General features: G+C 45.8%; 12 protein-coding genes. 10 read left to right on the top strand and 2 right to left on the bottom strand.

Annotation, left to right across the window (positions count from 1 at the left end; genetic code table 11):
- The first annotated feature begins 33 nt into the window (after positions 1-33).
- From OW495_RS15625 to OW495_RS15580, 10 genes are all read left to right on the top strand, one after another.
- On the top strand, positions 34-1,716 hold the full coding sequence (locus OW495_RS15625) for an ABC transporter substrate-binding protein (RefSeq protein ID WP_017106921.1): 1,683 nt from the start codon (positions 34-36) through the stop codon (positions 1,714-1,716).
- A 169-nt stretch (positions 1,717-1,885) separates the two neighbouring features.
- The gene (locus OW495_RS15620) at positions 1,886-2,872 is read left to right on the top strand and encodes an ABC transporter permease (RefSeq protein ID WP_004734532.1); all 987 of its coding nucleotides are present in this window, start codon (positions 1,886-1,888) and stop codon (positions 2,870-2,872) included.
- Positions 2,873-2,874: 2 nt separating this feature from the next.
- The gene (locus OW495_RS15615; RefSeq protein WP_065102991.1) at positions 2,875-3,900 is read left to right on the top strand and encodes an ABC transporter permease; all 1,026 of its coding nucleotides are present in this window, start codon (positions 2,875-2,877) and stop codon (positions 3,898-3,900) included.
- 2 nt (positions 3,901-3,902) lie between these two features.
- A complete protein-coding gene (locus OW495_RS15610) occupies positions 3,903-4,886 on the top strand; it encodes an ABC transporter ATP-binding protein (RefSeq protein ID WP_017106919.1) in 984 nt (327 codons plus the stop codon).
- A gap of 87 nt (positions 4,887-4,973) precedes the next feature.
- Positions 4,974-5,969, top strand: a complete 996-nt coding sequence (locus tag OW495_RS15605) for an ABC transporter ATP-binding protein (protein ID WP_017108741.1) — start codon at positions 4,974-4,976, stop codon at positions 5,967-5,969.
- A gap of 97 nt (positions 5,970-6,066) precedes the next feature.
- Entirely contained in the window at positions 6,067-7,788 is a 1,722-nt protein-coding gene (locus tag OW495_RS15600) for a glycoside hydrolase family 9 protein (protein ID WP_102513042.1), read from the top strand.
- A 2-nt stretch (positions 7,789-7,790) separates the two neighbouring features.
- Entirely contained in the window at positions 7,791-8,675 is an 885-nt protein-coding gene (locus OW495_RS15595) for an N-acetylglucosamine kinase (RefSeq protein WP_102513041.1), read from the top strand.
- Between the two features lie 12 nt (positions 8,676-8,687).
- Positions 8,688-10,634: a family 20 glycosylhydrolase gene (locus tag OW495_RS15590; protein WP_102513040.1), complete on the top strand. Its 1,947-nt coding sequence runs from the start codon at positions 8,688-8,690 to the stop codon at positions 10,632-10,634.
- 148 nt (positions 10,635-10,782) lie between these two features.
- Positions 10,783-13,188: a N,N'-diacetylchitobiose phosphorylase gene (locus OW495_RS15585; protein WP_102353248.1), complete on the top strand. Its 2,406-nt coding sequence runs from the start codon at positions 10,783-10,785 to the stop codon at positions 13,186-13,188.
- A 74-nt stretch (positions 13,189-13,262) separates the two neighbouring features.
- Entirely contained in the window at positions 13,263-14,675 is a 1,413-nt protein-coding gene (locus OW495_RS15580) for a phosphoglucomutase/phosphomannomutase family protein (RefSeq protein ID WP_102513039.1), read from the top strand.
- A gap of 134 nt (positions 14,676-14,809) precedes the next feature.
- On the opposite strand, the gene OW495_RS15575 is transcribed toward OW495_RS15580, so the two are convergent.
- Positions 14,810-15,838: an ABC transporter ATP-binding protein gene (locus tag OW495_RS15575; protein ID WP_102306400.1), complete on the bottom strand. Its 1,029-nt coding sequence runs from the start codon at positions 15,836-15,838 to the stop codon at positions 14,810-14,812.
- Positions 15,838-17,463 (bottom strand): iron ABC transporter permease, encoded by a 1,626-nt coding sequence (locus OW495_RS15570; protein WP_102513037.1) that lies wholly within the window; start codon positions 17,461-17,463, stop codon positions 15,838-15,840. Before OW495_RS15570 ends, OW495_RS15575 begins: the two co-directional genes overlap by 1 nt.
- Between the last annotated feature and the right edge of the window lie 203 nt (positions 17,464-17,666).

Raw genomic sequence — 17,666 nt, 5'->3', positions numbered from 1 at the left:
TAGTGAAATGAAAGCAAATAGTAAGGAACAGCTATGCTTGCCAATATAAAAAAAACAGCAATAGCAACAGCAATTATTGCAACTGCTACAACAGGTTTTGCATCAGTAGCAACAGCTGCAGAACGCAGTGAGTTGACTATTCACCCGAAAGAGTACACTACCTTCGTACGTAACTTTAACCCGTACCTTGGTGCTACTAACCTACATACTACAACCGACTTCCTTTATGAGCCGCTAGTAGTATTTAACGAAATGCACGGTAACACTCCAGTGTTCCGTCTAGCTGAAAACTTCACAATGTCAGATGACCTGATGAGCGTAGTTTTCGACATTCGTAAGGGTGTTAAATGGTCTGACGGAGAAGCTTTCTCTGCTGATGATGTTGTTTTTTCTTTCAACCTTGTAAAAGAGAAGCCAGAGCTTGACCAATCTGGTATCAACTCTTGGGTAACTTCTGTAGAAAAACTGAACGACTACCAAGTTAAGTTCAGCCTAACAGAAGCTAACTCGAACGTACCTTACGAGATTGCTAAAGTACCAGTAGTACCTAAGCACATCTGGAAAGACGTTAAAGATCCATCAACGTTTACCAATGAGAACCCTGTAGGTTCTGGTCCGTTTACAGAAATCGATACGTTTACAGCTCAGCTATACATCCAGTGTGCTAACCCGAACTACTGGGATGCAGACAACCTAGATGTTGACTGTCTGCGTGTTCCACAAATTGCGAACAACGACCAGTTCCTAGGTAAAGTTGTAAACAGTGAAATGGACTGGACGTCTTCTTTCGTTCCAGATATCGATCGTACATACGCTGCAGCTAGCCCTAAACACCACTACTGGTACCCGCCAGCAGGTACACAAGCATTCATCGTTAACTTCAAGCACCCTGATGCTGCGAAGCATGAAGCATTGAGCAACGTTGAATTCCGTCGTGCTTTCTCTATGGCTCTTGACCGTCAAACTATCATCGACATCGCATTCTACGGTGGCGGTACTGTGAACGATTTCGCATCAGGTCTTGGCTACGCATTTGAAGCTTGGTCTGATGAAAAAACTCACGATAAGTACAAAGGCTTCAATACTTACAACGCTGAAGGTGCGAAGAAGCTTCTTGCTGACGCTGGCTTCAAAGATGTAAACAAAGATGGTTTTGTTGATACTCCATCTGGTAAGTCTTTCGAACTAATGATCCAATCGCCAAATGGCTGGACTGACTTCAACAACACAGTTCAACTAGCGGTAGAACAGCTAAACGAAATCGGCATTAAAGCGAAAGCTCGTACGCCAGACTTCTCTGTGTACAACCAAGCAATGCTTGAAGGTACATACGACGTAGCTTACACAAACTACTTCCACGGTGCGGATCCATACACGTACTGGAACAGTGCTTACAACTCATCACTTCAATCTGGTGATGGTATGCCTCGTTTCGCGATGCACTTCTACCAAAACGACAAGCTAGATGGTCTTCTAAACAGCTTCTACAAAACAGCTGACAAGAACGAACAGCTAGATATCGCACACGGTATTCAGCAAATCATCGCTGCAGACCAAGTAACGATCCCTGTGATGTCAGGTGCTTACATGTACCAATACAACACAACTCGCTTTACTGGTTGGTGGAACGAAGAAAATCCAAAAGGCCGTCCAAACATTTGGGCTGGTATTCCAGAGCGTCTACTTCATGTACTGGACCTAAAACCAGTTAAATAAGTAATCGTTCAATCTTTGCGGCGTAACTTCTTACGCCGCTTATAAAAATCCCCACACTATCTATTGAAAGTATGGCGCTAGTCGTCAGGGGATTTTTCGTTCCAAATTTCGCTAGGAGCGACCTGAATCCAGAAACAGGGAAACAATCTGGGTGAGTAAGGTGTGAGTTATGGGTTATTTTTTAAGACGTTTGTCATTTTATTTTGTCGCGCTATTAGTTGCAGCGACGTTAAACTTTATTATTCCAAGAGCAATGCCTGGTGACCCAGTTACCATGATGTTTGCGAACGCTTCTGTACAAGTTACTCCTGAGCGTATTGCTGCAATGAAAGAACTATTAGGCTTCGTTGATGGCGGCTTACTGGTTCAATACGGCGCATACATGAAGAACATTCTAAGCTGGGAGCTTGGTACATCAATCCAGTTCTACCCACTTTCAGTAAACACACTGTTAGGTGGCGCATTCGGTTGGTCGCTTTTCTTAGCTGGCACCGCAGTTATTCTTTCTTTCTCTATTGGTTCAATCCTAGGTATTTTTGCAGCGTGGAAACGTGGCAGCAAATACGATGCCTTTGTGACTCCAGGAATGCTTATTCTACAAGCCGTTCCTCAAGTTGTTATTGCCATGCTTGCACTATTTACCTTCGCAATTGGTTTGAAATGGTTCCCAACTGGCTACGCCTATACCGCAGGTACGATACCTGACTGGACAAGTTGGGCATTCATCAAAGACGTTGCTTACCACGCTTTCTTACCTTTGGTATGTGCTTCGGTTGTTCAAATTGGTGGCTTCCTAGTCAACATGCGTAACAACATGATCAACCTACTCGCAGAAGACTACATCACAATGGCGAAAGGCAAAGGCCTTAGCGAAAACCGAGTGGTATTCAATTATGCAGCTCGTAACGCGATGCTACCAAGTGTGACAGCCCTTTCAATGTCTTTAGGTATGGCAATCGGTGGTCAGTTAATTATCGAAATCATCTTTAACTACCCAGGTCTTGGTAGCGTACTTTTCAACGCAATTAACGCTCGTGACTACCAAGTATTACAAGGCCAACTGCTTATCATGACGCTATTCATGCTGTTCTTTAACCTAGTTGCAGACATGCTTTACGTTGTTCTTGACCCTCGTCTTCGTAAGGGTGGTAAATAATCATGAAAGATATTCTAAAACTCATTTGGCGTAACCCGATGGCCCTAACCGGTGTCATCATCCTAAGTATTTTTATTCTTGGTGCTATTGCAGCTCCATTGATCACCAAACATGTACCAGACAAGCGTACCGGTAATCCACACGAATACCCTGGCTTTGTCGTTAAATCTGCACAAACGAACCCGGATAGCTGGGTTGCTCAAAACCTAGCAGACGACCGCCGCACACTTATCATGTCTAAGAAGGCAGACCACGTACTAGGGACAACTCGTATGGGTCGTGACGTTTGGTCACAAGTGGTATACGGCGCTCGTGTATCTCTGGCTGTAGGTTTTGGTGCGGGCCTTACCGTATGTTTACTAGCAACGGTTATCGGTGTTTCTGCAGGCTACTTTGGCGGCCGTGTCGATGACATTTTGACAGCCGCAATGAACATCATGCTGGTTATTCCTCAATACCCATTACTGTTCGTCGTTGCAGCCTTTATCGGTGAGGCAGGGCCACTCACCATAACCTTAGTTATCGGCTTTATGTCCTGGGCTTGGGGCGCGCGTGTTGTTCGTTCCCAAACCTTGGCACTGCGTGAAAAAGAGTTTGTAAAAGCCGCTGAAGTTTTGGGTGAATCTTCATTCCGTATCATCTTCGTAGAGATTCTGCCAAACCTTATCTCTATCGTTGGTGCGAGCTTCATCGGTTCGGTGATGTACGCAATCATGATGGAAGCTACGATTTCGTTCCTAGGTCTTGGTGACCCGAACACAATCAGCTGGGGCATCATGCTGTACAACGTTCAAACCTCTTCATCAATGCTGATTGGCGCTTGGTGGGAACTGTTGGCTCCTTGTATCGCATTGACACTACTTGTAACTGGTCTTGCTCTACTTAACTTCGCTGTCGATGAAATTGCTAACCCGCAACTGCGTTCTCACAAAGGCATGAAGCGTTGGAAGAAACTAGCAGCTCAAGACAAAGAAGAACGTGAACCAGAACTACCACCACAAAATGCACTTTGGAGCGGAGATAAATAATCATGTCTGAACCACTAATTTCTATCCGCAACTTATGCGTGGATTACATCACAGAGTCTGGAGATGTTCGCGCGTGTAATAACGTAAGTTTCGACATCGCTCCAGGTGAAGTATTTGGCCTAGCTGGTGAATCTGGCTGTGGTAAATCAACGGTCGCTTTCTCTCTTATGCGTCTGCATAAGCCGCCCGCTTACATCAGTGGTGGTGAAGTCATCTTCAATGGTGAGAACATCCTTGAATACAGTGACGAACGTATGCAGTCGTTCCGCTGGAGCGAGATGTCGATGGTATTCCAGAGTGCGATGAACGCACTCAACCCTGTACTTCCAATGGAAGAGCAGTTCTGTGACGTAATCATGCGTCACACCAACATGACTCGTGAGCAAGCTAAGCAACGCGCTGAAGGTCTACTTGAAATCGTAGATATTCACCCAAGCCGATTGAGTGACTACCCTCACCAATTCTCTGGCGGCATGCGCCAACGCTTGGTTATTGCTATCGCTTTAGCATTGAACCCAAAGTTGATCATTATGGATGAGCCAACGACCGCGCTTGATGTGGTTGTTCAACGTGAAATTCTACAAAAGATCTATGCACTGAAAGAAGAGTTTGGTTTCTCAATCCTGTTCATCACCCATGACTTGTCATTGATGGTCGAGTTCTCTGACCGTATCGGCATCATGTATTCAGGTGAGCTTATCGAGGTCGCAAACTCTCAAGATATTCTAGAAAACCCTTACCACCCTTACACAAAAGGGCTGGGGAGTTCTTTCCCACCACTGACAGGGCCAAAGACAAAACTAACGGGTATTCCGGGCAACCCTTTGAACCTGTTAGAGATTCCTGAAGGGTGTCGTTTCCAAGCTCGTTGTGACCGTGTGCATGAAACATGTACCAAGGTGCCAACCAAGCTGCGTTCAATCGAACCGGGACATTTGTCTAACTGCCACCTGTACGGTGACCCAATAGTACAAAGGAAGCTATAGCTTGCACGCTGATTCAGCGTGAATAACGAATAAGGCGGCTCGCCCGCCGAAATGCAAGCAAAGCGAATAAGGATTCTGGAGACAATTATGAGCAAAGATTTCGGTCAATTATTGGTAGAAGGCAAGAATGTCGTAAAAGACTTCCCAATAAGCAGTACCACAATTCAAACCCCAATGATGCGTGCGATTAACGACGTGTCATTCAAGATGTACAAAAGCCGCGGTCTAGCTGTGGTTGGTGAGTCTGGTTCAGGCAAATCAACAACAGCAAAAATGATCGCAAAAATGTACGCGCCTTCGGGCGGCACGATCGAATACAAAGGTCGTGATATCCAAGAGATCTCAAGCAGAAAAGATCTTATGCATTACCGTGAAGGCGTGCAGATGGTATGGCAAGACCCGTTTGGTTCCCTGAACCCGACACATAACATCTTCCACCACATTGCTCGCCCATTGTTGATCCACAAAAAAGTATCTCCAGGCAACAAGAAAGAGTTACAGGAACGTGTGTACGATCTTCTAGAGCAAGTGGGCTTAGTACCGCCGCAAGCAACAGCAGAAAAATACCCTCACCAACTTTCAGGTGGTCAACGTCAACGTGTCAACCTAGCCCGTAACATCGCGGTAGGTGCAGAGGTTGTATTAGCCGATGAACCAACATCGATGCTTGATGTATCGATTCGTGCTGGTGTTTTGAACCTGATGGAAGAGATGAAGTTTGAGAAGCAAATGTCTCTGCTTTACATCACTCACGATATCGCAACGGCTCGCTACATCGCTGAAGATATTTCCGTAATGTACGTTGGACACATGGTGGAATGGGGCGATACCGATGACGTGATTGCGAACCCTCAACACCCTTACACCCAACTGCTTGTTTCTGCGGTTCCAGACCCTAAGAAATCTATCCACGATCAATTAGCAGGTAACAAAGGCGAGATCCCTCTTTGGACACCAGTATCAGCGGGTTGCCCATTTGCAGGCCGTTGTACTCACGCAATGGATAAGTGTAAAGAGCAATTACCGGGTGTCACTCAACTCGCAGATAACCACTTTGTACGTTGTTACCTACACGAAAGCTAAGCAATAAATGCCCGTTAGGGTCTGCGGACCCTAACTATTTATCCTAAAAAATTTCAGGTACCTAGCCATAAGAAACTAGGACTTTTGGAGAATATTGATGCTGTTATTGACCAACCATATTGGCTACGAATCCACGGCTCCAAAGCAAGCTATCCTGCAAACAAAGAAAGCTCGCATATCAAGTACGACTGCACTTTTGGTGTGTGCCGACAACCATATTACCGTGGGTAACTTCGATGTTGTAAAGCAAGGCCGCGTAGCAAATTGGCATCAAGGGCAATTCTTCACTATTGATTTCAGTTCATTCACAGAAGCTGGTCGCTACTATCTACGTTTTGACAACCTACGCTCTGAAGTATTTGAGATTGGTAGCAACCTATTAATGAACCAAACGTTTTCTGATGTGCTTCATTACTTTAAGTCACAACGTTGTGGCGGTACTTTCGACAAAAAAGATCGACAAGCACAGATTCTAGGTACCGACAGATACGTCGATGTTCATGGAGGTTGGTACGACGCATCGGGTGATGTAAGTAAGTACTTTAGCCACCTATCTTATGGTAACTACCTCAATCCTCAACAGATCCCGATGGTTGTTTGGAACATGCTCAAAAGCGTGCGCTTAACCTGGAATAATCCAAACTTCCCGAAATTCTCCATGACCCGTTTGACGGAAGAAGCGCTATTCGGTGCGGACTTCTTAGTGCGCATGCAAGACGCAGCTGGATACTTCTATATGACGGTATTCGATAAGTGGAGCAAAGATATCAATCAGCGCGACATCTGCGCTTATGCCACTCAAGAAGGTCATAAATCAACAGACTTACAAGCGGGCTATAGACAAGGTGCCGGTGTTGCTATTGCAGCATTGGCCGCAGCTTCTGAGCTTGAAACCTCTGGCAGTTACTCTAGCCAAACCTACCTTGATACAGCCGCGAAAGGTTACTGGCATCTAAAAGAGTACAACCTGCAATACCTAAATGACGGTGAAGAGAACATCATCGATGAGTATTGCGCCCTACTCGCAGCCAATGAGCTTTACCGAGTAACACAAGACGAACAATACCTTTCAGAAGCAAGAACTTGGGCGAGCCGCTTGATCGCACGTCAGCAATCTGATGATTCATTTGAGCACTTTTGGTCAGCTAATGCTAATGGCTCTCGCCCATACTTCCACGCCGCTGAAGCTGGATTACCAGTAATTGCCCTGTGCGAATACATCGACAATGAAACCGATACAGAGCTGAAAGAACGAGCTCGCACCGTTGTTGAGCAAGCTTGTCAGTTCGAAATCAGCATCACCGATAAAGTCATCAATCCATTTGGCTACCCAAGACAGTACGTTAAGTCTGTCGATGGTGATAAGCGCGATGCCTTCTTTGTCGCTCAACAAAACGAAACTGGCTACTGGTGGCAAGGTGAAAACGCGCGTCTTGGCTCAATTGCGACCATGGCGTACTTAGTTCAACCACACATTCAAGATGCCGATCTTCAAAAGCGTTTAATCCAGCTTTCACAAAACAGCCTTGATTGGATTTTAGGATTGAATCCTTACCACATGTGCATGCTCGATGGTCACGGTCATAACAACCCAGACTACCTACCACAGCTTGGTTTCTTCAATGCCAAAGGCGGGATCTGCAATGGCATCACGGCGGGCTTTGACGATGAACAAGACATCGCATTCAATCCACCAGCGCAGAAAGATGACATGCTCCAAAACTGGCGTTGGGGCGAACAATGGATTCCTCATGGCGCGTGGTACTTACTGGCGACAGCGGCCCAATTCAATCATTTAGCACAGTGTAAGGAGCAATAATCATGACTCTTTACTACGTAGGTATTGATGGTGGAGGCACTTCTTGCCGAGCTCGAATTAGAGATGACCAAGACAAACTGATTGGTGAAGCTAAGAGCGGCAGTGCCAACATCCTATTGGGCGTTGATGTTGCGATGAACTCTATTATTGATGCCATTGCCAAAGCCGCACAACAAGGGCAACTCGACTCTAACAATTTTTCTAATATGCATGTTGGTTTGGCGCTAGCTGGTGCTGAACAGAAGTCGGCATGGCTCGACTTCATGGCACAGACACACCCTTTCGCAAGCATGACACTTAATACCGACGCTTACGGTGCTTGCATTGGTGCTCACAATGGCCAAGACGGTGCAATCATGATCGGTGGCACAGGTTCGTGTGGCATCTACTTAAACAACGGCGAGCAACACGTTGTTGGCGGTCGTGAATTCCCAATTTCAGACCAAGGCGGCGGCGCAGTTATGGGCCTTCGTTTAATTCAGCAAGTTCTACTCGCTGAAGATGGCATTCGTAACAAAACTTCGCTGACTCAACACGTTATGAACCATTTCAATAATGATGTGGATGCGATTGTGGCGTGGTCGAAAGGCGCAATTCCAAAAGATTACGGTCAATTTTCTCCAGTCATTTTTCAATTGGCGAATGAAGGAGATGAACTGGCTATTGAGATGCTTAAGCAGACTGCAGCCGATATCGAAATGTTTGTATTAGCACTTCATCGAAAAGGCGCTGACAAGGTGTGCTTAATGGGAAGTATCGCTGAGCGTATTCTCAACTGGCTATCGCCACCAGTACAACAATGGATCGTTGAACCTCAATTTGACGCTATTGAAGGCGCATTGATGTTTGCCGGAAAACCACAACACAACTTGTATCAACAGGCTTAGCAGGGAAGTTATATGAATTATCGCATCGACTTAGCTGTTCTTTCTGAACAAAAAAATAACTGCCGATTTGGCCTTACGGTACATAACTTAAGTGACCTCGACGTAAAAGATTGGTCACTGCACTTTGCCTTTGACCGATTCATCCTTCCAGAGAGTTTATCGCAAGGTGAACTGACTCAAGTAGGAAGCTTTTGCTCGTTCAAACCAAGTTCGCCAGTGTTAAAGGCCAATAACCATTACTACCTCGAATTCAGTATTCAAAGCGCCCCATTCCGCTTCTATTCGGATGGCTTGAATGATGCCTTTATCCAATCACATCACCAAGGAGAAACATCGGTACTGCCTGTCGCAATATCACCGATTGTTCTGGCTTCACCATATCGTGAACGCAATCAAATTCCTGAAGTGAGCGCAGCTGAAGTGGCATTGATTCCTCAGCCGAATCAGATCGAACTCAAGCAAGGTAGCTTCGCACTAAGCTGTGAATCCAAGATTGAGATTCAATCCCACCTTGCTGATAAAGCAGCGTCTTGGCTTCAACAAGAATTGCTTTCTACCTTCGAAATATCTCTTTCGAATAAGCCTTCAACTGAACTTTCAAAAGGCGAAAGCGGCGACATTCTATTTCGCAGCAATCCGACTTTAGACGAAGCCGAGTACAAGCTGACCGTCACAGCACAACAGATAATGGTTGAATCAGGCAGCCAGTCAGGCTTCACACACGCCGTGGCAAGCTTGATTCAATTGGTACAGCAACTGGACGCCGAGATCTTCTCTGTACCATGTTGCAAAATCGCCGATCAACCTCGTTTCAAGTACCGCGGTATGATGTTGGACTGCGCTCGTCACTTCCACTCGGTAGAGCAAGTGAAGCGTCTAATCAACCAATTGGCACACTACAAGTTCAACGTATTTCATTGGCACCTAACTGACGATGAAGGTTGGAGAATTGAGATTAAGAGCCTGCCTCAGCTGACTGAAATCGGCGCTTGGCGCGGCCCTGACCATGCATTAGAGCCACAATACACGCACCTTGCTGAAAACTATGGCGGCTTCTACACGCAGCAACAAATTCGTGAAGTGATTGAATACGCAGAACAACGCAGCATCACGGTGATCCCAGAGATCGATATCCCAGGACACTGTCGCGCTGCGATTAAGTCACTGCCTGACATGCTGGTAGAGCAAGCCGATACCACTCAATACAAGAGTATTCAGCACTACAACGACAACGTGCTAAACCCAGGCTTGCCAGGTACTTACCAATTCTTAGATGCGGTTATTGAAGAAGTCACAGAGCTATTCCCTAGCGAATTGATTCACATGGGCGCAGATGAAGTACCACCGGGCGTGTGGACTAACAGCCCTGCCGCTCAAGCACTGATGAAAGAACACCAGTACCAAGACAGTAAAGACTTGCAAGGTCACCTATTCCGCTATGCCGAGAACAAACTTAAGCAACTCGGCAAGCGCATGGTGGGCTGGGAAGAAGCACAGCACGGCGACAAGGTGAGCAAAGAGACCATCATCTACTCGTGGCTCAGTGAAGAGGCTGCAGTGAATTGCGCTCGCCAAGGCTTTGATGTGGTGCTGCAACCAGCACAGTTTACCTATCTCGACATGACCCAAGATTATGCACCGGAAGAGCCTGGCGTCGATTGGGCTGCCGTTATCCCATTAGAACAAGCTTATACCTACGAAGCGCTTGCTGAGATATCCGACACCGACCCAATTCGTAAGCGGATCCGCGGAATTCAGTGTGCTCTATGGTGTGAGATCGTCACCAATCAAAAGCGTATGGATTACATGGTATTTCCAAGAATTAGCGCTTTAGCTGAAGGATGTTGGACACATAAAAACAACCGAAATTGGCTAGATTACCTATCTCGCCTAAAGGGCCACCTGCCATTACTCGACAGACTCAATGTTGATTATCGCAACCCTTGGAAAGCTCAATAAAACAAAACCAAAGCGACACTCATATCGAGCGATTGCTGATTCAAATTAAGTTACTAACTCAAATTAAGGTGCTCAGTCAGATAAGACTCAGCATCACTATTTAAAAAAATTAGCTGCATAGATGCAGTTTGTTAAAAAGGAAATGACAATGAAATACGGCTATTTCGATAACGACAATCGCGAATACGTCATCACTCGCCCTGATGTACCAGCACCTTGGACCAACTACCTAGGTACTGAAAAATTTTGTACCGTAATTTCGCACAATGCGGGCGGTTACTCGTTCTACAATTCTCCGGAATACAACCGTGTTACTAAGTTCCGTCCAAACGGCACATTCGACCGTCCAGGGCACTATGTTTACCTGCGTGATGATGAGACCGGTGATTACTGGTCTATCTCTTGGCAGCCAGTGGCAAAAAGCCTAGATGAAGCGAACTACGAAGTTCGTCATGGTCTGTCATACTCAAAGTTCAAATGTGAATACAGCGGTATTACGGCAACTAAAACGCTATTCGTTCCTAAAGGTGAAGATGCGGAAGTTTGGGATGTCGTGCTGAAGAACAACACTGACAAGCCAAGAACCATCAGCACTTTCTCATTTGTTGAGTTCTCTTTCAGTCATATTCAATCAGATAACCAGAACCATCAGATGTCTTTGTACTCTGCGGGTACGTCTTACCAAGAAGGTGTTCTGGAATACGACTTGTACTACAACACCAACGACTTTGAAGGCTTCTACTACCTAGCATCAACCTTCTCTCCAGACAGCTACGACGGACAACGTGACAACTTCCTTGGTATGTACCGTGACGAAGCAAACCCAATTGCGGTTGAAAATGGCAAGTGTTCTAACAGCGCTCAAACTTGTTACAACCACTGTGGTTCTCTGCATAAGCAATTTACAATTCAACCGGGTGAAGAGGTTCGCTTTGCGTACGTACTAGGTATCGGCAAAGGCAACGGTGAGCGCCTACGTGAGAAATACCAAGACACAGCCAACGTAGACGCGGCTTTCCAAGGCATCAAAGATCACTGGGATGAGCGCTGCAACAAGTTCCAAGTTAAGTCTCCAAACGAAGGCTTAGACACCATGATCAACACGTGGACACTATACCAAGCAGAAACTTGTGTGGTGTGGTCGCGCTTTGCATCATTCATTGAAGTCGGTGGCCGTACTGGCCTTGGTTACCGTGATACTGCGCAAGACGCGATCTCAGTGCCTCATGCCAACCCACAAATGACTAAGAAACGTATTATCGACCTGCTACGTGGCCAAGTAAAAGCGGGCTACGGTCTACACTTGTTCGATCCTGACTGGTTCGATCCAGAGAAAGCTGACGTTGAGCCTTCAAAATCGCCAACGGTTGTTCCTACACCGTCAGATGACGACAAGATCCACGGCATTGACGATACTTGTTCTGATGATCACTTGTGGATCGTTCCGACCATCATCAAGTACGTGATGGAAACCGGTGAACACGATTTCTTTGACGAAGTAATTCCATACGCAGACGGTGGCGAAGCGACCGTTTACGAACACATGAAAGCGGCACTGAACTTCTCTGCAGAATACGTGGGACAAACGGGTATCTGTAAGGGTCTTCGTGCTGACTGGAATGACTGTTTGAACCTAGGTGGCGGTGAATCTTCAATGGTTTCATTCCTACATTTCTGGGCTCTACAAGAATTCTTAGATCTGGCTAAGTTCCGTAATAACGATGCTGATGTCGCTAAATACACAGAAATGGCAGCTAACGTTCGTGAAGCGTGTGAAACACACCTTTGGGATGACGAGGGTGGCTGGTACATCCGTGGCCTGACTAAAAATGGCGACAAGATCGGAACAGCTCAACAAACTGAAGGTCGAGTTCACCTTGAGTCAAACACGCTAGCGGTTTTATCTGGTGCGGTATCTCAAGAGCGTGGCGAGAAAGCAATGGACGCTGTTGATGAGAACTTATTCTCTGAATACGGCTTACACCTAAACTCTCCATCATTTGCTACACCAAATGACGATATCGGCTTTGTGACTCGCGTTTACCAAGGCGTTAAAGAGAACGGCGCTATCTTCTCTCACCCGAACCCATGGGCTTGGGTAGCCGAAGCGAAGCTAGGCCGTGGTGACCGTGCGATGAAGTTCTACGACGCACTAAACCCATACAACCAAAACGACATGATTGAAACACGCTACGCAGAACCATACTCGTACGTGCAGTTCATCATGGGTAAAGACCACCAAGACCACGGCCGTGCAAACCACCCTTGGTTAACAGGTACGTCGGGTTGGGCTTACTTTGCGGTAACCAACTTCATTCTTGGTGTTCGCACAGGCTTTGAAGGTTTAACCGTAGATCCTTGTATCCCAACTGATTGGCCAGAATTCGAGGTAACTCGTCAATGGCGCGGTGCGACTTACAACATCACAGTTCAAAACCCGAATTCAGTAAGTAAGGGCGTTGCCTCTATCACGATTAACGGTGAGCAGATTGAAGGCGCAATCCCAGTACAAGCAGAAGGCAGCGTGAACGAAGTTATCGTTGTACTCGGCTAATCACTTAATTTGATGAACAGCTCCTATCTCAAGTCTTTACTGGCTTGAGATAGTGAGACTAAAAGGATTTTCTAATGATTAAATTTGGTACTGGCGGCTGGCGCGCGTTTATTGGTGAAGAGTTCACTAGAGAAAACGTCCGCTTAGTGGCACAAGCACTCTCTAACATCATCAATAATGAAGATGCAGCGAAAAACGGCTTCGTTATCGGCTATGACCGCCGCTTCCTTTCAGATAAAGCCGCGTGCTGGTTTGCTGAAGTATTGGCCGCCAACAACATCAAAGTGAGCTTTATCGACAAGTTCGTTCCGACTCCTATCGTGATGTTCCAAGCGAAGGAAATGGGATGTGTTTACTCTGCGTGTATTACCGCTTCTCACAACCCAGCAGACTATAACGGCATAAAGATCTTCATTGAAGGTGGCCGTGATGCTGATGAGATTATCACAGAAAAGATCGAACAACAGATTTCGACCCTAACCAGTGAAGATGTCGTCAGAGTCGATTTTGAACAAGCATTGAATGACAAAGAAATTGAAATCATCAATCCGATGAACGCCTTTGTTGACTCGATCATCAACGCTATTGATATCAAATCGATTAAACAAGCCAACCTAAGAGTCCTGATCGACCCAATGTTTGGTGTAGCAAAAAACGCACTGCAAACCGTGTTAATTAGCGCTCGCTGTGATGTTGATGTAATCAATGATGGTAAAAACCCAGACTTCGGCGGCTTGATGCCTTCTCCAAGTGCAGCAACGCTGTATCGCTTGAAGCACTTAGTTGCGGCTGAAGGTTATGACATTGGTATTGGTACCGATGGCGATGCCGACCGCTTGGGCATCATCGATGAAAAAGGTCACTTCATTCACCCTAACGAAGTGCTGCTACTTCTTTACTACTACTTACTTGAATATAAGGGTTGGAAAGGCTCTGTCGTTCGTAATATCGCAACCACACACCTGCTTGATAAAGTCGCTGCGGATCATGGTGAAAAGAGCTTTGAGGTTCCTGTAGGCTTCAAGCATATCAGTTCTCAAATGGAAGCCGACGATTCACTGATTGGTGGTGAAAGTTCGGGTGGTTTAACCATTCGTGGCCACATCAAAGGCAAGGATGGCGTATTTGCATCGAGTTTATTGGTTGAGATGATCAGTGTGACAGGCAAGAAGCTGTCTGAGTTGCTTGATGAAATCTACTCTAAGTACGGCTACGCGTACACGGCAGAAGGGGATTGCAAATTCAAACCTTCAGAGAAAGAGGCGCTCTACACCAAGATCTACGTCGAGAAACAACTGCCTGAATTTGAATACGAAATTGAAAAAGTAAGCTATGAAGATGGCGCTAAGGTGTACTTCAAGAATGGCGGCTGGGTCATTGCTCGTTTCTCAGGAACTGAGCCATTGCTACGAATCTTCGCAGAAATGGAAGATAAAGACACTGCAGAACATGTTCTTCAAAAAGTGAAAGACTTCCTCTCTCTATAGGCTTTAGAGTGCAGCAGCTTTGTATAGGATTTAACAAATCACTGCCTTGTTAACGCCTATAAGTGAAGAACTCTTGCCCAGTACTTGATTAAAGTGCTGGGCTTTTTTTCACTATAATTTCGAGTTGGGCTTTGTTAGAACGCCAATACGCCTTTGGTGTCGACTTTAACCGTTACTGGCATACCGAACTCAAGCGCTTCAGAGGACGTTGCTAGCAATTTCTGGCCATTCGCTTCAATCACATAACGACAGTGGTCACCCATAAACTGCTGTTCCAATACAGACAGGTTACTGTCGACATCGTGGCTCGCCACAATGTGCTGAGGCCTTAACAACAACGCACATTCAGCACCAATTTCGATCTGAGTCTGTGCTTTCGCTTCAATCAAACCTAAGCTTGTCTCAAACTCATGTTCAGAAATACGTTGTGCACCTAAATAACTACCGCCGCCCAAGAAATCTGCAACAAACTTGCTTGATGGGTGGAAGTACAATTCTGACGCCGAGCCGTATTGTTCGATGACACCATGATTCATTACTGCCATCTTGTCAGCAAAAGCAAACGCTTCTTCACGACTGTGAGTCACAAAAATAGCCGTCACACCCTGCTTCTTAAAGATTTTACGAATCTGAGAAATCAGCTCATGACGTACTTGGGTATCAATGTTAGAAAACGGTTCATCCAATAGCAGCAGGTCTGGCTTATATGCCAAAGAGCGCGCAATCGCGACACGTTGCTGTTGTCCACCAGATAGTTGATGAGGATAACGATCGCCAAATTGGTCAAGATGAACAAGCTCAAGCATCTCTTTAACTTTCGCAGCCTTATCTTGCTCAGACATATCACGCAGACCAAATGCCACGTTCTGATTCACAGTAAGGTGTGGGAACAGAGCATAGTCCTGGAAGATCATACCAATGTTGCGCTGCTCTGGTGGTAACCAATTCGCAGCGTCATCAATCACTTGGCAGTTCAGGCTCATGACACCACAGCTTAATGGAAGCAGGCCGGCAATCGCTTTAAGCAGTGTCGTCTTACCACAGCCACTGGCACCAAGCAGACAAACAATTTCACCATGCTCAACTTCTAAAGAAAGAGATTCCAAAATAGTTTGGGACTCGTACTTACAAGTCAGATCTTTAATTGATAATGCACAACTCATTAGTGTTTCTGCTCCAAGGAACGGTTTACGATGATCAGCGGAATTAAACCCACCAAGACTAACAACACAGCAGGCATGGCTGCTAATTCAAGATGCTCATCTGACGCATAGTTATAAACATAAGTCGCGAGCGTTTCGAAATTGAAAGGACGCAGCAACAATGCCGCATTCAACTCTTTCATTGATTCGATAAACACCAATAAGCCTGCAATCAGTGCACCACGCTTAATCAGAGGAAGATGCACACGACGTAACATCTGATTGGTATTACAACCCATTGTTTTAGATGCCATATCCAATGACGGTGACACCTTACTTAAGCTACTTTCGATACTACCAATAGCAACAGCAGAAAAACGCACCACCATGGCAAATATCAGAGCAAACATAGAACCAGAGAAGATCAAACCAGGTCGGCCCCACTCCATCGCTTTCGCTATGTCATTAACTAAGTGGTCCATGAACAGCACTGGCACCATGACACCTATCGCCAACACGGTTCCAGGAACCGCATAGCCCATAGATGCGAATCTCATGTAAGCTAGGTTTTTCTTACCTGGGCTAACACGTTGATTAAAGTTAACAATCAACGCAACGATCACACCAATAATCGCTGCAACAACAGAGACATAAAGGCTATTAAGCGCATACTCTCTGAACTCTGGGGTCCAGCTTTGGGCAAAATACTTGTAGGCATATATGATCAACTGCGCGAGAGGGAATAAGAACGCAATACACACCAATCCCCAACACCAAAATAGTGCCAACCACTTCTTCCAACCAATTAGCTCATAACGAAAGTCTTCACGGCTACTGAACTGATTCTGAAATAATTTCTGCTTACGACGGCTGTATCGCTCGGTACTCAATAATAGAATGACGATAACCAGCATGATTGCCGATATTTTTGCTGCGGCCGTTAAGCTCGAATAGCCTAACCAAGTATCGTAAACCGCGGTCGTTAATGTGTTTACAGCAAAGTAACTCACGGTACCGAAGTCACCGATGGTTTCCATCGCAACAAGAGACAAACCGACCGCCATCGAGGGGCGCACGAGCGGTAATGAAATACGACGAAAGCTTTCCCAAGGAGAACATTTTAATAAGCGAGCGGATTGTAATAGGGATACGTTTTGCTCCATGAACGCTGCGCGGCAGAGCAAATAAATATAAGGATAAAGAACGAGAGACAGAACAATAATGGCACCGGACAGGGTTCTAATATCGGGGAACCAATACTCACCAGGCCCCCAGCCCGTTAGATCTCGCAAGAGAATCTGAACAGGGCCAGCAAAGTCAAACCAGTCGGTAAAGATATAACCCACGATATAACCAGGCATTGCTAATGGCAGCACGAGCGCCCATTGCAAAACACGCTCTCCAGGGACACGGCACATTGCCATGATCCATGCAGATGGAATACCAAAAATTAAAGACAGGAACATGGTTCCTATGACTAAAACCACCGTATTGTAGGCATAGGTGGGCATTACTGTGGACATCAGATGAGAAAATAGCTCATCTGTTTCTCCAACAGCAGTCGTGAATATCGCTAAGATTGGTAAAACGAGTAGTACAGCGATTATGCCGCTACTGGTGTTCCATAAATAATTCTTTTCTTTCATCGCCTAACTACAACGAGGCTTAATGAAATACATATGCATTTGCAAATACATCTCATGTCCTTTTAATGGTGGGGTTATTTATACCCATATACTCTAATGACTTCAAGGTGAGATGCACATAACTCAAGGGATCAACAGAGAGCTTTGTATCAAAAAGTGATTTCCCAAAAACAAACAACCCCAAGTAGCCAAAAAGTAGCAAC

Source organism: Vibrio sp. 14N.309.X.WAT.E.F5, from assembly GCF_030397615.1.
GTDB classification, from domain to species: Bacteria; Pseudomonadota; Gammaproteobacteria; order Enterobacterales; family Vibrionaceae; genus Vibrio; species Vibrio lentus.
This window is presented reverse-complemented; position numbering and strand designations above follow the sequence as displayed.

What these genes read in the sequence shown, in the direction of transcription:
- OW495_RS15575 (WP_102306400.1), bottom strand. Translation starts at nt 15,838, where the DNA reads ATGAGTTGTGCATTATCAATTAAAGATCTGACTTGTAAGTACGAGTCC.
- OW495_RS15595 (WP_102513041.1), top strand. Translation starts at nt 7,791, where the DNA reads ATGACTCTTTACTACGTAGGTATTGATGGTGGAGGCACTTCTTGCCGA.
- OW495_RS15615 (WP_065102991.1), top strand. Translation starts at nt 2,875, where the DNA reads ATGAAAGATATTCTAAAACTCATTTGGCGTAACCCGATGGCCCTAACC.
- OW495_RS15610 (WP_017106919.1), top strand. Translation starts at nt 3,903, where the DNA reads ATGTCTGAACCACTAATTTCTATCCGCAACTTATGCGTGGATTACATC.
- OW495_RS15605 (WP_017108741.1), top strand. Translation starts at nt 4,974, where the DNA reads ATGAGCAAAGATTTCGGTCAATTATTGGTAGAAGGCAAGAATGTCGTA.
- OW495_RS15600 (WP_102513042.1), top strand. Translation starts at nt 6,067, where the DNA reads ATGCTGTTATTGACCAACCATATTGGCTACGAATCCACGGCTCCAAAG.
- OW495_RS15620 (WP_004734532.1), top strand. Translation starts at nt 1,886, where the DNA reads ATGGGTTATTTTTTAAGACGTTTGTCATTTTATTTTGTCGCGCTATTA.
- OW495_RS15580 (WP_102513039.1), top strand. Translation starts at nt 13,263, where the DNA reads ATGATTAAATTTGGTACTGGCGGCTGGCGCGCGTTTATTGGTGAAGAG.
- OW495_RS15585 (WP_102353248.1), top strand. Translation starts at nt 10,783, where the DNA reads ATGAAATACGGCTATTTCGATAACGACAATCGCGAATACGTCATCACT.
- OW495_RS15570 (WP_102513037.1), bottom strand. Translation starts at nt 17,463, where the DNA reads ATGAAAGAAAAGAATTATTTATGGAACACCAGTAGCGGCATAATCGCT.
- OW495_RS15625 (WP_017106921.1), top strand. Translation starts at nt 34, where the DNA reads ATGCTTGCCAATATAAAAAAAACAGCAATAGCAACAGCAATTATTGCA.
- OW495_RS15590 (WP_102513040.1), top strand. Translation starts at nt 8,688, where the DNA reads ATGAATTATCGCATCGACTTAGCTGTTCTTTCTGAACAAAAAAATAAC.